Below are 16099 nucleotides of genomic sequence, written 5' to 3'. Positions count from 1 at the left end.
TCCCGGTCCCCACCTGACGCCATCACGGACGCCTTTTCCTCATCGCTCACCACGACGGTCTTCAGCCAACGCAGCATGAGGCGGTTTGAAGCCTCCCTCCGCAGGGCGACTTCGAAGGGCCACGACCTTCATCATCCGAGCAGCATCGCTCCAGATCGCTCTCCTACATCGAACTCTCCTTCGCGTTCAGGACACACAGCCACACCCACCTCCAGGAACAGACCTGGACCAAGCGTGACGGCCTCACCACAAGAGATCAATTACCCCAGCAACGTTGAGAGACGAGCCATTAGGTAGTCAGTCCCTCTTCGGCGAGCAGAGCGAGCAGACTTTCGGGCGGGTTGTCACCGAAGAGGCTCGCAACGAGTTCGTCGCCCTGGGGAATCTCGCCCGTGCGCGGGAACATGGCCTGCTCGTACTCGGCGAGTGCGGCCTCGATGTCCTCGAGGTGCGCGGCGATTGCCTTGCCCAGCTCCGCGCCGTCGAACATGGCCAGGTTAGCGCCTTCGCCGTTCGGAGGCACCAGGTGCGCGGCGTCGCCGACCAGGGTCACGCCCGGCGCACGGTCCCACCGGTGCCCGACCGGCAGGGTAAAGAGCGGGCGCAGGATCGGCCCGCTGTCGGCGTCCGTGATCAGCGCGGTGAGCTCCGGCGCCCAGCCCTCGAACTCCTGCACGACCCGGGCGGCGGCTGCGGCGTGATCGGAGAAGTCGATGGCGTCGAACCACTCCAGCGACCGGGTGAGAGACACGTACGCATGCAGGGTGTCGCCGCTCTCGCGGTGAGCGACGATGGCGTTGCCGGGCGCGGGCGCGAACATCGAGCCGTCGCCGACCGCCCTCGCGGCCAATTGGTGGCGGGTCTCCGCGTGGTACAGGTAGGTCTCGACGTACGACTCGCCGGTGTACTCGGGGGTGGCGTCGGACAGCAGCGGACGGACCCGGGACCAGGTGCCGTCCGCGCCGACCAGCAGGCTCGTCTCGACCGTGGCGCCGTCGGCAAAGGTCACCTCGTGACGGCCGCCACCGAGCGTGCGTACGCCGCTGACCTTGTGTCCCCAGCGGACGGTACCAGCCGGGAGCGATTCGAGCAGGATCCGCCGCAGGTCGCCGCGCTGCACTTCGGGGCGTCCGCCGGTGCCGTCGTCGCCCTTCTCGAACATGACTTTGCCGTCCTTGTCGAGGAAACGCATCGCCTGGCGGCCCTCCAGGATGATGGCGTGGAACTCGTCCATCAGGCCGGCCGCCTCGAGCGCGAGCTGCCCGTTGTAGTCGTGGATGTCGAGCATGCCACCCTGGGCGCGTGCCGTGGGCGAGCCCTCGGCCTCGAAGATCGTGCTCGGGATGCCGTGCACGTGGAGGACGCGGGCCAGGACGAGCCCGCCGAGGCCGGCGCCGATGATCGTGGCTGGGGTCTTCATGATGTTCTCCTGCAAATCGTCGGGTTGACGAACCAGCGGGTGGCGACGTGCTCGAACGTTTCGGGACCGCCGGCGGCGACGCCATCGGGCCGGACGAGCACGGCACTCACGCCGAGGTCGCTTCTCGCCGGGCCGGCGCCCACGATCACTGCCCCGTGCTGCCCGCGCCGCGACGCTGACGATCCCCCGCGGCGCCGCTTGATGTCGTTCAAGGTTTCCTCCTGTGGTTCGGCATGTGAAGACTGAGGCGGGTCGCTCACACGGGGCACACACAGGGCACACGCGGCGCTGACACGGCCGCCCCGATTTGGGGCCTTGCGGGTGAGCGCGCGAAAATCGGGGAATGGACGGGGATGCACGGCTTCGCGTCAGGCTGCTCGGCGCGTTTCAGGTGTCTCGCGGTGACGCCGTCCTGCCCGTTGCGGGCGCGCGGTTGCAGGGCCTGCTCGTACGGCTGGCGCTCGCCGGTGGCCGCGCGGTCGAGCCGGGCGTGCTGGTCGACGCGATCTGGGCCGAGGAGCCGCCGTCCGGCCCTGCCCACGCCCTGCAGACCCTCGTCTCCCGGCTGCGCCGCGCCCTCACCCCGACCGGCGCGGCCGGTGGCGTGGTCGTGCAGGTCGCGGGGGGCTACCGGCTGGCGGTGGACGCGGCCGACGTGGACGCGCCGCGCTTTGAGCGGCTCACCGCTACCGGTCGGGAGAGGCTGCGGGCAGGTGACCCGGAGGCCGCGGTCGCCGCGCTTGCCGAGGCCGTGGCGTTGTGGGGCGACCATCCTGGCGCCGAACCCGCGGTCATCGCCGCGGTCGCGCCCACGGTCGCGACACGGTTGGTACATGTGTCGATCGAGGCGGTCGCCGACCTCGCCGACGCCGAGTTGTCGCTGGGGCGGGCCGAGGTGGCCGCTGCCCGGCTGACCGGGTTGCTGGCCGAGCAGCCGGTCCACGAGCGGGCGGCCGCGCTGCTGATGGACGCGCTCGCCGCTCAGGGGCGTCAGGCCGAGGCGCTGGCCGTCTACGAGCGGGTCCGGCAGACCCTGGCCGATGTCCTCGGCGCCGACCCGGGCACCGCCCTGCGGGAACGCCACCAGCGCCTGCTGCGCCCCGACCAGAGCGCTGCGGCTGTATCCGGGCGGAATGCCGGGTGGCAGGCGGCCACCGACCCCGGCCAGATCCGGCCGACCAACCTGCCCGCGCCGCTGACCAGCTTCATCGGCCGCGACGACGACCTCAGCCGCATCGGCACCCTGCTCACCACCAGGCGCCTGGTCACCGTCCTCGGCCCCGGAGGCGCCGGGAAGACTCGGCTCGCGCTGGAGGCCGCTCGCCGCCACCGCCACGAATACCGCGACGGCGCCTGGCTCATCGACCTCGCCCCCGTCACCGAACCAGCGAAGATCGCCACGGCGGTGCTCGCCGGGATCGGGCTGCGCGGCGGCGCGATGCTCGACGCCCGCAAGCGAGTCGAGGGTGACGAGCTGGACGTCCTCGTCGGCGAGCTCGGCGGCTGGGAGAGCCTGCTGCTGGTCGACAACTGCGAGCACCTGATCGACGCCGTGGCCCACCTGGTCGCGGCGCTGCTGCCCCGTAGCCCCGGGCTGCGCGTGCTCGCCACCAGCCGCGAACCCCTCGCGGTCGACGGCGAGGCGCTCGTGCCGCTGGCCCCGCTCGCGCTGCCCGACCCGGACGACAGCGTCGGACAGGCCCGAAGGGCGGCCTCGGTGCGCCTGTTCACCGAGCGGGCCACCGCCGTGCGACCCGGTTTCGACGTCGACGAGACCACACTGCCCGACATAGTGCGCGTGGTGCACGGCCTGGACGGCCTGCCGCTGGCCCTCGAGCTGGCCGCCGCCCGGCTGCGGACGCTGTCACTGCCCGACCTGGCCGACGGGCTCTCCGACCGGTTCCGGCTGCTGTCCACCGGCAGCCGCACCGCACCACCCCGGCACCGCACCCTGCGCGCGGTCATCGCCTGGAGCTGGGAGCTGCTGAGCGAGCACGAACGCATCGTCGCGGAACGGATCTCCATCCTGCCCGGCGGCGTCACACCCGTCTCAGCCACCGCCGTCTGCACCGGCACCACCGTGCCCACCGCCGCAATCCCCGAACTGCTCGCCACCCTCGTCGACCGGTCACTGCTGCAGCTCGCGCCCGGCACCGGCCGCTACCGCATGCTCGAAACCATCCGCGAGTACGGCGCCGACCGCCTGACCGGCACCGGCGACCTCCGCACGGCCCGCGACCTGGCCGCCGCCCACTTCACCGAGCTGATGGCCCGCCACGACCCTCGACTGCGCGGGCCCGGCCAGCTGACAGCCATGAAGGTCATCAGCGCCGAGTACGACAACACCCTCGCCGCCCTGCGCCACCTGTGCGCCACCCACGACTCCCCCGGCGCGACCACCCTCGCCCTGACCCTGACCTGGTACTGGCAGATGTCCGGCCGCCACCCCGACGCCGCCTACTGGCTGGGCGAGGCCCTGGCGGTGCCCGGCGACGGGCCGACGCCCGAACGCGACTGCGCCCGAGCCGCCTACCTGCTCAACCGGGCGGACATCCTGTCGGGGACCACCACCGGGCAAGCCGCGGACGACCGGGCGGAGATGCGCGAACTGGCCGACCGGCTGCTCGCGCATCCGGAGCTGCCGAGCCACTACCGCGTGTTCGGCCCGATCCTGCTCTTCCTGCTGGAGCAGGAGGCCGCGCTCGCGATCTTCCAGCGCCTGGCCGACGGCGACGACGTGTGGCTGTCCGGGCTGGCCCATATGTTCCAGGCCGAGATCGCCGAGAACGCGGGCGCGCTCGACCGGATGCGTGGCCACGTGAAGGCGGCCCTGGCCTGCTTCCGGCAGGTCGGCGACCGTTGGGGCGAGGCCGCCACGCTGCCGATGCGCGCCCAGCTGCGGCGATACGACGACCTCGACGGCGCGCTGGCCGACCTGCGCGAGGCCCGCACGCTGGCCGGTGAGTTCGGCTCGCTCAGCCTCGGCGACCAGCTCTACAGCGACTTGCGCTGGATCGACGTGCACATCCGGCGCGGCGACACCGACCGGGCGATGACGATGATCGACTCCGCCCGGGAGCGGGCGTTGCACGCGTCCTCGGCGGAGATGCTGGTCCTGGTCGACACGCAGGAGGCCGACCTCCGGGTGCGGCTCGGCGACCTGGACAGGGCGGCCGACCTGCTCGACGACGCCGAACGGGGTCTGCCCGGCGACACCGCGTTCCCCGCCGGCCACGCCCGGACGCTGGTCGGCAGCGCACGGGCCGCGCTCTGCCTGGCGCTGGGCGACCTGCCCGGCGCCGACAAGGCGCTGCGGGAGGCGTACGCGGCCGCACTGGCAACCCGGGAACTGCCGATCCTGTCGCTGGTGACGGTGAACGCGGCCGCGCTCGCCGAAACGCGTGGGCGGCAGCACGAGTCTGCCGTGCTGCTCGGGGCCGCCGCCCGGCTGCGGGGCGCGCACGACCACACCGATCCGCAGGTCCGCGAGCTCACCCGGCGTGGTCAGACCGCGCTGGGCAGGGAAGAGTTCGCCGCAGCGTACGCGAAAGGCTGGGAGCTGGACGCAAAGACGGCCGTGACCACAGCCGACCCGGCCGGCTGAGGTGCCCCCCGGGCTACGGGTCGCCGTCGTACAGCGCCTAGCCGACTACTGACACTTTCGTGGCGGAGCCCCCTGACATCCGGTGGCAATACCCACTGGCACCCTCGTGGCACTTGGCAGCTCGGCCGCCCGACCGCCCTTGACCCGCGCAAGGCGGAAGGAGTCGTCACCGCGTACCGCGAGGGGGCCACTGTGAAGGTGCTCGCTCGTGAGCACGGCGTTGCCTCCCGAACGATCCGCCGGATCCTCGATGCCGCCGGGGCCCGCGAGCTCCCCGACGACGTCAAGCAGCTCCTGCAGAGCCCGCCCACGCCGAGGACCAGGAGCGGGTGACCGCCGATCAGCCGGCGACCATCGATATCCCCGGCCTGCTCGCCGAGCACCTGCAGAACACCCCGGACGCCACGATCCGCGACGCGCTGCGCGAGGGCTGGGCCATCCGCCGCGGACAGGGCTACTCTCTCCGTATCACCGCCCCGCCGACAGTCCACCAGACCGTGCTGGAACAGTGCGCCGCGTGTAGTCGCGCACCCGCCTGCGCCCGCTCCAGCGCCAGCCGAAACAGGCGCGCGGCGTCGAGGTGTATGGGCATTATGACGACGACACCCGGGGCCGGGCTGGGTGCGATGATCCGTACGTGGCGGGATCCAGCCCAGGCTGGGCAGGTTGCGCGTGTCCAGGGTCGTGACCGCGCACGACCCGGGACGGGTGCTCAACCACCGGACCGCGCGCGGGCAGGTCATCGGCGGTGTGACCTGGGGGATCGGCTTCGCGCTGATGGAACACACGATGGTGGACCCGAACACGGCGCGGGTCGTCAACCCGAACCTGTCCACCTATCTGGTCCCGGTCTGCGCGGACACGCCGTCGGTGGAGGCCCTGTTCGTGGACCGGCCGGACCCTGACAGCACCGCGCTTGAAGCCCGCGGCTTCGGCGAGACGCCGGGGACGGGCGTGCCCGCGGCCATCGGCAACGCGATCTACCACGCCATCGGCCGCCGCCTCCGAGAGGTCCCCTTCACCCAGGACAAGCTGCTCTGATCACCGTACGCGCCGGCAGACGGACGCCCGGAGACGCTGTCCACCTGCCGGCGCCGGCTGGGCGGCCGGCCGGGTCAGCGGGCGGGGGTGTGGTTCGCGGCGCGGTCGAGGAGTTCGTTCAGCAAGGCCCGCTCACCCAGGCTGTACAGGTCCGCCACCTCGCCGAGGACGGCCTTCAAGGCCACGGCCCGCTGGGCCGCGCTCGGGGCGCTGGCCGGGCCCGCCGTGGTGATCGACACGATCATGGCCTCGCGCAGGCGGTCGGGGAGGGCCGGATCGCGCTCCTCGGGAGGTGTCCCGATGAGGTTGAGGGTGAGGCCGACGCCCGCGGCGTGCACCATGCTGACGGCGGCCTCGACGCCGACGGAGAGCAGGCCCGCGACGGCGATGCGCTCGACCAGCATGCGTAGCCGCTCCAGCGCCTGTTCGGCGGCGCGGCTCCGGGACCCGGGAGTGGGCTGGCCGTACATGAGCAGGTAATGGGCCGGGTTCTCCAGGCCGAAGCCGATGTGCGTGTTCCATCCGCGGCGCAGGTCGTCCACGGGGTCATCGGAGAGCGCCTGACTGTGCTTCTGCGCGAGGTAGTGCGCGAATCCGTCTGCCGCGACCGCTTCGAGCAGCCCGTTCATGTCGGTGAACAGGCGGTAGAGCGTGGGGGCCTGCACGCCGGCAGCCGCGCTGACGGTGCGCGTCGTCACTCCTTCGCGGCCCTTGTCCCGAAGCAGCTTGGTCGTGGCGTCGATGATGCGCCGCCGGACCTCTTCCCGATCACCCATGAATCGATGATAACAGGAAACTGATAACAGCAGTTGCGATATCGATGCTCCTGCTCGCAGGGTCCACCTCGCTGAACGGCAAGATGCGCAGCCGCCCAGGAACCGAGGTCGTCAGCGATCACGGTCGGCTGACCGCTTGATCGGCATGCGCGCGAGCGGGACATGGTGCTGGCCGGCGTGCATGTCGCGGTCCCGGAGCGATCCCTGGCTGATGGGACGTGGAAAGGAGATCTTCACGACGTTCAGCGACGGGATCCGGAACATCTGGACCGAGCTCTCCTCGACCCGGTAGAGCTCGGCGATCACGCGCTCGTTCAGGAAGGACTCGTCCGCAGCGATCCGGTAGCCGTCGGCGTCGCGCAGGAAGAGCTCCATGGTGACCCAGAACGGGCCCGCGTTCTTGGACCGGACCTCGTGGGCGAGGTCCGCCAGGGTGGTCTCAGACATCGGCCTTCCTTCCCATCTCGATGCGGAACAGGCTCGTCGGGTCGGCGCAGTCGACGACATGGTTCAGCACGAACTCGTACGCCGCGCCGCGCTCGACCTCGGCCGGCGAGGACGCGAACGCGAGGCTCGGCAGGTAGTCCATCGCCGGCGTCGGCAGGTGCAGCATCAGCGGGTTGGCGACCTTGGCGATCGCCGTGGCCGTCGCCTGGTCGGGCGCGTTGACCAGCAGCATCACGCCCACCTCCCGCGGCGGCCCGGTCTCGGGCTCGAGGTCGTCCAGCACCGCGTTGTGGCCGTAGAGGCGCAGGTCGAAGGCGTACTCGTCGTCCGCCAGCCCCAGCGTCTGGCCCACTCGCTGCTTGATCATCGTGCGCATCAGGTCCGCCCAGGCGTCGATGTCGGCGAGGATGAGGGGGTCTCGGATCGCGGTGAACGACATGGTCTCGTAGCCGGTGATCCGGGCGCCTTCCAGCTTGATCGTGTACTGGTCGGCGACGTGGAACCTCGACCCCTCGACGCGGACGATCCGGTCGTCGACCGCGGTGTACCGCGCGTCCCGAACGTCGAGGGTGCCGTCGGGCTCCCGCATCTCGAACGGGTTCGCGGTCTCGTAGAGCATGTGGGCGGCCACCGAGATCGGCGTGCACGACACCGCGGGGTCGAGCGGTTCGATGGTGAAGCCGTCGGCGTCGATGGTGGCGAGGACGCCGCCCGCGCGCGGGTTGCTGGTGCACTGACCGCCGCACTCGACGATCTTGGCGGCGTGCCACGTCGGCCCGGCGGGCATCCCCTTCATGAGCGGGTAGGCGGCGGCCACCGCCGTGTCGGTGGCACGGCCGGCGAGCACGACCTGGGCACCGGCACGGAGTGCCTCGACGATCGGTTCGTGGCCCATCGCGCCGACGATGTGGGTGCAGCTCTCGAGGGTCTCGGCCCGCAGCTGTCCCAACGGGGGTAGCGGGTGGATCCGGCCCGCGTCGAGGTGCTCCTTCAACCTGGCCGCGTCCTGCTCGCTGTAGATCCGCGAGACCTTCAGGTCCAGGCCCTCCTCCGCCATCACCTCGGCCGCGATCCCGGCGACCCAGTCGACGCCGCTGTCGGTCCCGCTCGTACCGCAGGAGCCCACGATCACGGGTATGCCCGCGCTGGACGCGGCCGTCAGCAGGCTGCGCAGGTCGCGTGCCACCGCCTTGGCCGTCGTCTTGGGGGTCGCGGAGCCGAGGTAGTAGGGGCCGGAGTCCGTTGACCCGGCGTCGATGCTGATGACGTCGGCACCCAGTGCGATGCCGCGCTCGATCGTCGCGTGGTCCCAACCTGCGCCGAGCATGCCGCTCGGCGACAGGACCCGGACCGACTTGACGGGTTCGCTGTCCATGTCCCTCTTTCTCTCGGTGTCAGTTCACCGGGAACTGTGCTCGGCCTTCGAGCGCCGCCACGAGTTCCTCGGCCCCTCTGCGCCCTGCGGCGGCTCGTGCTTCGGCGGTTTGCCCGGCCATGTGGGAGTAGACGACGATGCCGTCGACGCCGCGCAACGGGCTGCCAAGCGGAAGCGGCTCCTCTCCCACGACGTCGAGTGCGGCGCCCGCGATCTGTCCCGCCCGCACGGCCGCGACGAGCGCGTCCTCGTCGACGATGGGACCACGCGCGGTGTTGACCAGCAGCGCGGTCGGCTTCATCCGCTTGAACGCCGACTCGCCGAGCAGGCCTCGGGTCCGTTCCGTGAGCGCGGTGTGCACCGAGACGTAGTCGGCGACGGCCAGCAGCTCGGGCAGGTCGGCGAACCCGACCAAGGGATCGCTCCGCAGCCGCGCCGGCACGTTGGTGGAGCAGACCACGCTCATGCCGAAGGCGCGAGCCAGCGGCACCACCGCCCGCGCCGACGCGCCGTAGCCGATGAGTCCGAGGGTCGACCCACGCAGTTCACGTCCGTCCTCACGCGGCCAGGCCCCCTGGGCCACACCGTGTGCGGACTGCACGAGACGTCGGGCGCCCGCGAGCAACAGACCCATGGTGTACTCGGCGACGGCGTTGGCGTTGATGCCGGGCAGGTTGCTCACGCTGATCCCCAGCCGGGCCGCGGCGGCGACGTCGACCGAGTCGTAGCCCACGCCTGTCCGCACGATGACCCTCAGCCTCGGCGCGCGGGCGAGGACGTCGGCCGTCAGCGGTTCGTTGGCCACCAGCGCGGCGTCGATCCCGGCGAGCGCTGCCACGAGCTGCTCGGGGTCGCGCCGACCGACCATGGGCAGGTGCACGGTCTCCAGGCCGGAGAGTCTCAGGAACTCGTCGACCTCGTCGCCGGGGCGGAGGTAGTCCGTGGTGATCAGCACGCGGGTTGCCGTCACAGCACACGTCCGGAGGAAGACCGTCGTTGCAGGGCACTGACGCGCGCGACCGTCAGCACGGCGATGACCGCGATGATCGCGACGTGGATCAGCAGCAGGGACCAGCTCGTCAGGTCGACCATGCCGCCGACCACCGCCGGCCCGAGGAAGCCGCCACCCACCCATCCGACGGTATAGAGCCCGGTATAGGTCCCGACCACTCCGTCAGACGGGGCGAGGTTCCACAGGACGACGACCGCGTTGACCAGGAACGAGGACGCACCCGCCGCCGCGACGCACAGACCGGCCACCGCACCGGTGGGCGTCTGCACCACGGTGCCGAGCACGAGGCCGGCCGCGAACACCGCCATCCCGGCCATCATCACGCGCAACCGGCCGAAGCGCTCCGCGAGCATCGCCACCGGGTAGGCCGCCACGATGAAGGCCACCCCGCTGGGCAGGGTCAGCCCGCCCGCTTCGCCGCGGGACAGGTCCAGCACCTCCATGCCGTACGGCGTGATGAGTGCCCGGGAGGCGGCCCACGCACCGCCGAAGAGGAGGATGGACACGATGAGCAACAACCTGCTGCGGTTCGGATCCCGCACGATGTCGAGCACGACGTCCCGCACCCGCACCCGCACGCCCGCCGACGCCGTACCCTGCCGCTCGTGGTCCTCCTCCAGTGCCGTCTGGTAGGCCGGGGACCGGCTGTCCCGCAGCTTCGCGGCGAGCACGACCACGGACGCCACCATCAAGACCGCGGGAATCGCGAACGACAACCTCGGGAAGTCGTCGATCAGGAAGATGCTGATCAGCGCCGCGACCATCACCGTGAGGCTCGACGCGATCTTGACCGCCGCGTTGGCCCGGCTCCGGCGCTGCGGCCGGATGAAGTCCGGGAGCAGGGACTCGGCGATGGGCTTGAACGAGTTCGCGACCAGCGCGTAGGCGAACATCACCAGGACCAGCAGTGGTAACGCGGCCGCGGCATGCGGGATGGCGAGGAACAGCAGCGCCGCCAACGGCATCCCGACGACGAGGTACGGGATACGTCTTCCCCACGAGGTACGGGTGTTGTCCGACCGGTTGCCCATCCACGGCTGGATGAAGATGCCGAGCAGGTTGTCCATCCCCATGAGCAGGCCGATGAGCGCGGCACTGCCGATGTGCTCGCGGAGCAACGGCGGTACCTGCGAGTCGTAGAGGTTCCACGTCGACTCCTGCGCGAAGACCGCCAGGGAGACGAAGAAGGTGATGCGTCCCGCTCGCGTGGGCTGCCCGCTCATCGTCGTGGACATGGACACCTTCCCTTCACTCCTGCCGTTGTGGCGAGCACAACGCTACGGTTGCTATAGCAAGACGGTCAAGTGTCTCAATTGAGGTTTGCCATGGCAGATAGACTGCTCGCATGGCGGATGAGACGTTGAAGGGCCTGACGGCCGGCACCCTGGCCGACCGCGCGTACCGCGCCATCCGCGACGCGATCACGATCGGCGAACTACGTCCCGGTCAGAAGGTCACCGAACGGGGGCTCGCCGAGCGGTTGTCGGTCAGCCCGACGCCGGTGCGCGAGGCCATCCGGCGCCTGGAGCAGGACGGCCTGCTCGAACGAACGGGACCGAGGACGGTGCAGGTGGCCACGTTCGGCGACGTCGCGATACAGGACCTCGCCGAGGTCGAGGTGGCCCTGCGCGGGATGGTGGCCCGCTTCGCCGCCCGGCACGCGTCCCCGGAGCAACTGGACCAGCTCGACGCCATCCTCGACGATGCCGACGACCTGCTGATCCTGATCAAGCAGCGCCAGAAGGCCGGGCAGGAGCTGTCGCGGCACCTTGGCCGGCTACTCGACGCCATGCAGCGCTTCAACGAGGTCGTCGAGTCCTGCGCCGGCAACCCGGTCCTCGTGCGCCTGCTCGACCAGACCCGGGTGTTCTCGTGGCCGGAGCGCCGGGCCAGGCTGATCGAACGGATCCGCCACGACGCCGAGTTCGGCCTGCACCGCTACACGAGCCATCGTGCACTCGTCCGGGCGTTGCGGGCGCGTGACTCGGCGGCGGCCGAGGCGCTCGTGATCGAGGACGCCCGTGGCGGGCTCGGGGACCTGCTCGCCGCACCCACGACACCGGCGACGGCTTCCGTCGCCCAGCCCTGAAGGACCATGCCTGGTGTCATGACGCCGTGGTGACCTTCGGCTGCGAACCGCGCTGCCCGGATGCCCCGGTCGCGATCTCGGCGGCGATCGCCGTGCCGAGACCCGCGGTCGTCCCGGAGCCGCCGAGGTCGGGAGTGAGCACCTCCGGTTGCCCGTCGAGCACGCTCTCGATCGCGGCCACGACCCGCGCCGCCGCGGCGGGCTCTCCCAGGTGGTCGAGCATCATGGCGCCGCTCCAGATCTGACCCACCGGGTTGGCGATCCCGCGTCCGGCGATGTCGGGAGCCGAGCCGTGAACCGGCTCGAACAGGCTCGGCCAGGTGCGGTCCGGGTTGATGTTGGCGCTCGGGGCGATCCCGATCGTCCCCGCGCACGCCGGTCCGAGGTCGGAGAGGATGTCCCCGAAGAGGTTGCTGGCGACGACGACGTCGTACTGCTCGGGGCGCAGGACGAACTTGGCCGCGAGGATGTCGATGTGGTCCTTGTCCGCGACCACGTCCGGATACCGCTCCGCCATCGCGGCCGCGCGCTCGTCCCAGTACGGCATCGTGATGGAGATGCCGTTGCTCTTGGTCGCCCACGTCAGGTGCTTGCGTGGCCGGGAGTCGGCCAGCTCGAACGCGTACCGCAGCACCCGGTCCACCCCGGTTCGGGTCATCACGGTCTCCTGCACGACCGTCTCGCGGTCGGTGCCCTCGAAGATCCGGCCCCCGATGTTCGAGTACTCGCCCTCGGTGTTCTCGCGGACGACCAGGAAGTCGATGTCGCCCGGCTCGCGGTCACGCAGCGGGCTGCGCACCCCGCGCAGCAGCCGGACCGGCCGCAGGTTGACGTACTGGTCGAACGCACGGCGGAACTTCAGCAGGCTGCCCCACAGCGACACGTGGTCGGGCACGGCCTCGGGCCACCCGACCGCGCCGAAGAAGATCGCGTCGAAGCCGCCGAGCACCTCCCGCCAGTCCGGCGGCAGCATCTCGCCGTGCCGCACCCAGTAGTCGGCGCAGGCGAACCCGAACTCGACGGTCTCCAGCTCGAACCCATGGGTCTCCGCGGCGGCCCGCAGGCACCGCAGCCCTTCCGGGACGACCTCACGTCCGATGCCGTCGCCCGGGATGACCGCGATGCGGTAACGGTGGGACACAGGCGCTCCTCCGGCCTCGTCGACAGTGCACACGCCCGGTCCGGCCGGCGGGTGCGCCTCCACCTTCGTCGGCGGGGAACGCCGCAACAAGAACGAACGGAGCAACCTATCCTTTCGCTCATGGAAAGACACCGGCGCCCCACCCGCCGCGGTGCGACGCGATGACCACCTCGATGGACGACCTCCGCTTCTTCCAGGTGGTCGCCTCCAGCGAAACGCTCACGGCGGCCGCCCGCGAGCTGGACTGCTCCCTGCCTGTCGTCAGCAAGCGCCTCAGCGCCCTGGAACGCCGGCTCGACGTACGTCTGGTGCACCGCGGCACGCGGCGGCTCGCGCTGACCCCCGAGGGAGAGGTCTACGCCGCGCGCCTGGAGACGATCCTCGACCAGGTCCGCGAACTCGAGGACCTGGTCACCCATCGTTCCGGCGACCTGCGGGGCTCCGTCGTGGTCCAGGCGACCCTGGGCCTCGGACGCGCGCACGTGGCGCCGCTGCTCGGCGAGTTCACCGCCCTGCATCCCCGGCTGAGCATCCAGCTGCGAACGACGGCGCTGCCCTTGCGGCCGCACCGGCGCGAGTTCGACATGGCCGTCCACGTCGGAACGCCCCCGGACTCCTCACTGCGGATGCGCCGACTGGCGGAGAACCGTCGAGTTCCCTGCGCCGCACCCTCCTACCTGGAACGGAGCGGAACGCCCGAACGCGTGGAGGACCTGGCCGACCACGACTGCATCGTGCTCCGCGAGAACGAGGGCGACTTCGCCCTGTGGCGCTTCGGCGACGCCGGAAACCCGCGCCAGATACGCGTGCACGGCCGCCTGTCCAGCAACGACGGGGACATCGTGACCGACTGGGCACTGCAGGGCCGCGGGGTGATCATGCGCTCGGAATGGCAGATCCGGTCTCACCTCGAGAGCGGCGCCCTGGTGCGCGTGCTGCCCGGGGTACCGACACCGCCTGCCGACATCTACGCACTCCTGTCCGACGACGTCCACGTGCCCCGGCGGATCAGCGAGTTGGTCGACCACCTGGCCGCACGACTACCGGACCGGATCGCCGGCTCCGGTGAGCCGGCGCTTTCTCGTTGAGAAAGGTCGCTTTGCCGTCGACGGCATTGTCCGACCGCCACCCCGGTTCCTAGGTTGCGTACCGTGGACATCACCGAGCGCATCGACCCCCAGGTCCGCGCGCGCCTCGATCAGTACCTACAGCTGGTCGGCCCCAAAGGTCTGAGCGGTATCAGGGACATTCCCGAGCGACGCAGGCGGCGGCGCTGATCCCGGCGACTCGGGCACCTGGCCGCTCATGTACCGCAGTAGGGCTTGACTGCGCTGGGCAGTGGGAGCAGCCAGTTCTGCTCGATCACCTCCCACCGGATCGGATGCGTCAGCGCCGGGAGCCCAGCCGGGCGGCGGAGGCGACCTCGACGAGGTAAGAAGAGGTCTTCCCCATACCCTCTTTATCGTTTATCGTCGATGTTCGATGAATACTGAGCAAGGACCTCTGGCGCGGGCCGAGGCCGAGGAGTACGCCGGCTGGTTCAAGGCGCTGGCCGATGCCACGCGGATCCAGATCGTGTCGCTGCTGGCACGGCGGCGGACGCCGATGAGCGTGGGCGAAATCGTAGCCGCCTCGGGGGTAGGGCAGTCCACGGTGTCGCACCATCTGAAGATCCTGGCCGAGGTGCGGTTCGTGCTGGTCGAACGGCAAGGAACGTCCAGCCTCTACCGGATCAACGAGGCGTGCGTGGGCTGTTTCCCGACCGCCGCCGACGTGGTCATGGGCAACCCCGTCCCGGCCGCGCCCACCTGCGAGTAAAGGAGCCGATCATGGCACATGACGAGGTCGTGGAGCGCTATTCGGGGCTGGCGCGGGCCGCCCTGGACGGCGAGGCCATCGCGGGCTGCTCAAGGGAGGAGTTCGATCGGGGCCACTTCGGCGCGGCTGGCTACGACGACACCGCGGGCCTACCCGAGGGCGCGGTGCGGGCCAGCCTGGGCTGCGGCAACCCGGTCGCCGTCGCGCAGCTGCGGGCCGGTGAGAGCGTCCTGGACCTCGGCTCGGGCGGCGGCATCGACGTGCTGCTGTCGGCGCGCCGGGTCGGCCCCCAAGGGAAGGCGTACGGGCTGGATGCCAGCCCGGACATGCTCCGGCTGGCCCGCGCCCACGCCGATCAGGCGGGGGTGCGCAACGTGGAGTTCCTGCACGGCGCCATCGAGGATGTGCCGCTGCCGGATCAGGCGGTCGACGCCGTCATCTCCAACTGCGTGATCAACCTGTCCGACGACAAGGCCACGGTGCTGGCCGAGGCTTTTCGCGTGCTGCGCCCGGGCGGCCGGTTCGGGGTGAGCGACGTGGTCACCGACGGGCCGGCCGACCCGGTCCGGCGGGCCGCAGCCGAGCAGCGGACAGGCTGCGTGGCCGGGGCCCTGCCGGTCGAGGAGTACCGTCAACTGCTGGCCCGGGTGGGCTTCGTCGGCATCCGCATCACGCTGACCGCCGATCACGGCGACGGCGTGCACTCGGCCATCGTCCAGGCCGGCAAGCCCGCCATCGGGCCCGGCCTGGAGATCCGGCCGATGCGCGAAACCGACGCCGCCCAGGTGCTGGCCATCTACCAGGCCGGGCTGGACACCGGCCAGGCCAGTTTCGAGACCACCGCGCCGAGCTGGGAGGGCTTCACCGCCGGCAAGCTGCCGCACCTGCGCTATGTGGCCGCCGACACCCAGACCGGCGAGGTGGTCGGCTGGGTCGCCGGCTCGTCAGTCTCGACTCGCCCCGTCTATGCCGGGGTGGTCGAGCACAGCATCTACGTGCACCCCGGCTGCCAGGCGCACGGCATCGGCCGAGCCCTGCTGGCCGCCTTCATCGCCGCCGGCGAGGACGCCGGCGTGTGGACCATCCAAACCGGCGTCTTCCCGGAGAACGCCGCCAGCCTGTCCCTGCACCAGGCACTCGGCTTCCGCGTCGTCGGCACCCGCGAGCGCATCGGCCGCCACCACGGCACCTGGCGCGACGTGCTGCTGATGGAGCGCCGCAGTTCGACCAGCGAAACCTAGAGACTCCTCGCCGCCGAAAGCACGCGTTCATCGAATGTGGTCCGGCGGGTCCGCGGCGAGATCCGTGCGTGGATCGAGACGCTGCTCGAGGAGCTCCCGCTTGCATGCTTACGGCCAGATTGCCACGTGGCCACC

Annotated in this window: 16 protein-coding genes; 9 read left to right on the top strand and 7 right to left on the bottom strand. The window is 70.9% G+C overall.

Translation table 11 applies throughout. The features are described 5' to 3' along the window. Positions 1-289: 289 nt before the first annotated feature. Positions 290-1420, bottom strand: coding sequence for an FAD-dependent oxidoreductase (locus EJK15_RS13065; RefSeq protein ID WP_138710657.1), 1131 nt, complete (start codon positions 1418-1420; stop codon positions 290-292). A gap of 47 nt (positions 1421-1467) precedes the next feature. On the opposite strand from EJK15_RS13065, the gene EJK15_RS76260 reads away from it, so the two are divergent. The 4 genes from EJK15_RS76260 (at position 1468) to EJK15_RS13055 (ending at position 6065) form a co-directional block, all read left to right on the top strand. Further along, positions 1468-1599 carry a hypothetical protein gene (locus tag EJK15_RS76260; RefSeq protein ID WP_276615386.1) on the top strand — a complete coding sequence of 44 codons (132 nt, stop codon included), beginning with the start codon at positions 1468-1470 and terminating at the stop codon, positions 1597-1599. Positions 1600-1763: 164 nt separating this feature from the next. After that, positions 1764-5024: an AfsR/SARP family transcriptional regulator gene (locus EJK15_RS13060; protein ID WP_138710656.1), complete on the top strand. Its 3261-nt coding sequence runs from the start codon at positions 1764-1766 to the stop codon at positions 5022-5024. Between the two features lie 192 nt (positions 5025-5216). After that, complete coding sequence (locus tag EJK15_RS70495; protein WP_171074269.1) at positions 5217-5357, top strand: hypothetical protein; 141 nt, start codon at positions 5217-5219, stop codon at positions 5355-5357. Between the two features lie 339 nt (positions 5358-5696). Next, on the top strand, positions 5697-6065 hold the full coding sequence (locus EJK15_RS13055) for a molybdopterin cofactor-binding domain-containing protein (protein WP_206060821.1): 369 nt from the start codon (positions 5697-5699) through the stop codon (positions 6063-6065). Between the two features lie 74 nt (positions 6066-6139). Here EJK15_RS13055 and EJK15_RS13050 read toward each other — a convergent pair whose 3' ends face one another. The 5 genes from EJK15_RS13050 to EJK15_RS13030 form a co-directional block, all read right to left on the bottom strand. Continuing rightward, positions 6140-6841 (bottom strand): TetR/AcrR family transcriptional regulator, encoded by a 702-nt coding sequence (locus EJK15_RS13050; RefSeq protein ID WP_138710655.1) that lies wholly within the window; start codon positions 6839-6841, stop codon positions 6140-6142. A gap of 111 nt (positions 6842-6952) precedes the next feature. Continuing rightward, on the bottom strand, positions 6953-7288 hold the full coding sequence (locus EJK15_RS13045) for a DUF4387 domain-containing protein (protein ID WP_138710654.1): 336 nt from the start codon (positions 7286-7288) through the stop codon (positions 6953-6955). Then, positions 7281-8663, bottom strand: a complete 1383-nt coding sequence (locus EJK15_RS13040) for an acyclic terpene utilization AtuA family protein (RefSeq protein WP_138710653.1) — start codon at positions 8661-8663, stop codon at positions 7281-7283. The genes EJK15_RS13045 and EJK15_RS13040 overlap by 8 nt, the downstream gene beginning before the upstream one ends. 19 nt (positions 8664-8682) lie before the next feature. Next, entirely contained in the window at positions 8683-9633 is a 951-nt protein-coding gene (locus EJK15_RS13035; RefSeq protein WP_138710652.1) for a phosphoglycerate dehydrogenase, read from the bottom strand. After that, positions 9630-10910: an MFS transporter gene (locus tag EJK15_RS13030; protein WP_138710651.1), complete on the bottom strand. Its 1281-nt coding sequence runs from the start codon at positions 10908-10910 to the stop codon at positions 9630-9632. Before EJK15_RS13030 ends, EJK15_RS13035 begins: the two co-directional genes overlap by 4 nt. A gap of 110 nt (positions 10911-11020) precedes the next feature. On the opposite strand from EJK15_RS13030, the gene EJK15_RS13025 reads away from it, so the two are divergent. Further along, positions 11021-11764, top strand: coding sequence for a GntR family transcriptional regulator (locus EJK15_RS13025; RefSeq protein ID WP_138710650.1), 744 nt, complete (start codon positions 11021-11023; stop codon positions 11762-11764). Positions 11765-11780: 16 nt separating this feature from the next. Here the strand turns inward: EJK15_RS13025 and EJK15_RS13020 are convergent, their stop codons facing one another. After that, a complete protein-coding gene (locus tag EJK15_RS13020; RefSeq protein WP_138710649.1) occupies positions 11781-12905 on the bottom strand; it encodes a tartrate dehydrogenase in 1125 nt (374 codons plus the stop codon). 161 nt (positions 12906-13066) lie between these two features. On the opposite strand from EJK15_RS13020, the gene EJK15_RS13015 reads away from it, so the two are divergent. The 4 genes from EJK15_RS13015 to EJK15_RS72720 all read left to right on the top strand — a co-directional run bounded on the left by EJK15_RS13015 (position 13067) and on the right by EJK15_RS72720 (position 15964). Beyond that, the gene (locus tag EJK15_RS13015; RefSeq protein ID WP_138710648.1) at positions 13067-13993 is read left to right on the top strand and encodes a LysR family transcriptional regulator; all 927 of its coding nucleotides are present in this window, start codon (positions 13067-13069) and stop codon (positions 13991-13993) included. A gap of 63 nt (positions 13994-14056) precedes the next feature. After that, positions 14057-14182 carry a hypothetical protein gene (locus EJK15_RS76255; RefSeq protein WP_276615385.1) on the top strand — a complete coding sequence of 42 codons (126 nt, stop codon included), beginning with the start codon at positions 14057-14059 and terminating at the stop codon, positions 14180-14182. Between the two features lie 205 nt (positions 14183-14387). Further along, positions 14388-14723 carry an ArsR/SmtB family transcription factor gene (locus tag EJK15_RS13010; protein WP_138710647.1) on the top strand — a complete coding sequence of 112 codons (336 nt, stop codon included), beginning with the start codon at positions 14388-14390 and terminating at the stop codon, positions 14721-14723. Between the two features lie 11 nt (positions 14724-14734). Beyond that, positions 14735-15964: a GNAT family N-acetyltransferase gene (locus EJK15_RS72720; RefSeq protein ID WP_206060820.1), complete on the top strand. Its 1230-nt coding sequence runs from the start codon at positions 14735-14737 to the stop codon at positions 15962-15964. Positions 15965-16099: the final 135 nt, after the last annotated feature.

It is taken from the genome of Nonomuraea basaltis, assembly GCF_005893125.1.
Classification (GTDB): Bacteria; Actinomycetota; Actinomycetes; order Streptosporangiales; family Streptosporangiaceae; genus Nonomuraea; species Nonomuraea basaltis.
Note: the sequence above shows the minus strand (reverse complement) of the source record. Positions and strands in the feature narration are given on the sequence as shown.

Bases quoted from the DNA above. Each gene is read 5' to 3' on its own strand.
- EJK15_RS13065 (WP_138710657.1), bottom strand. From the start codon at position 1,420: ATGAAGACCCCAGCCACGATCATCGGCGCCGGCCTCGGCGGGCTCGTC.
- EJK15_RS13060 (WP_138710656.1), top strand. From the start codon at position 1,764: ATGGACGGGGATGCACGGCTTCGCGTCAGGCTGCTCGGCGCGTTTCAG.
- EJK15_RS13050 (WP_138710655.1), bottom strand. From the start codon at position 6,841: ATGGGTGATCGGGAAGAGGTCCGGCGGCGCATCATCGACGCCACGACC.
- EJK15_RS13045 (WP_138710654.1), bottom strand. From the start codon at position 7,288: ATGTCTGAGACCACCCTGGCGGACCTCGCCCACGAGGTCCGGTCCAAG.
- EJK15_RS13040 (WP_138710653.1), bottom strand. From the start codon at position 8,663: ATGGACAGCGAACCCGTCAAGTCGGTCCGGGTCCTGTCGCCGAGCGGC.
- EJK15_RS13030 (WP_138710651.1), bottom strand. From the start codon at position 10,910: ATGTCCACGACGATGAGCGGGCAGCCCACGCGAGCGGGACGCATCACC.
- EJK15_RS13025 (WP_138710650.1), top strand. From the start codon at position 11,021: ATGGCGGATGAGACGTTGAAGGGCCTGACGGCCGGCACCCTGGCCGAC.
- EJK15_RS13015 (WP_138710648.1), top strand. From the start codon at position 13,067: ATGACCACCTCGATGGACGACCTCCGCTTCTTCCAGGTGGTCGCCTCC.
- EJK15_RS13010 (WP_138710647.1), top strand. From the start codon at position 14,388: ATGAATACTGAGCAAGGACCTCTGGCGCGGGCCGAGGCCGAGGAGTAC.
- EJK15_RS72720 (WP_206060820.1), top strand. From the start codon at position 14,735: ATGGCACATGACGAGGTCGTGGAGCGCTATTCGGGGCTGGCGCGGGCC.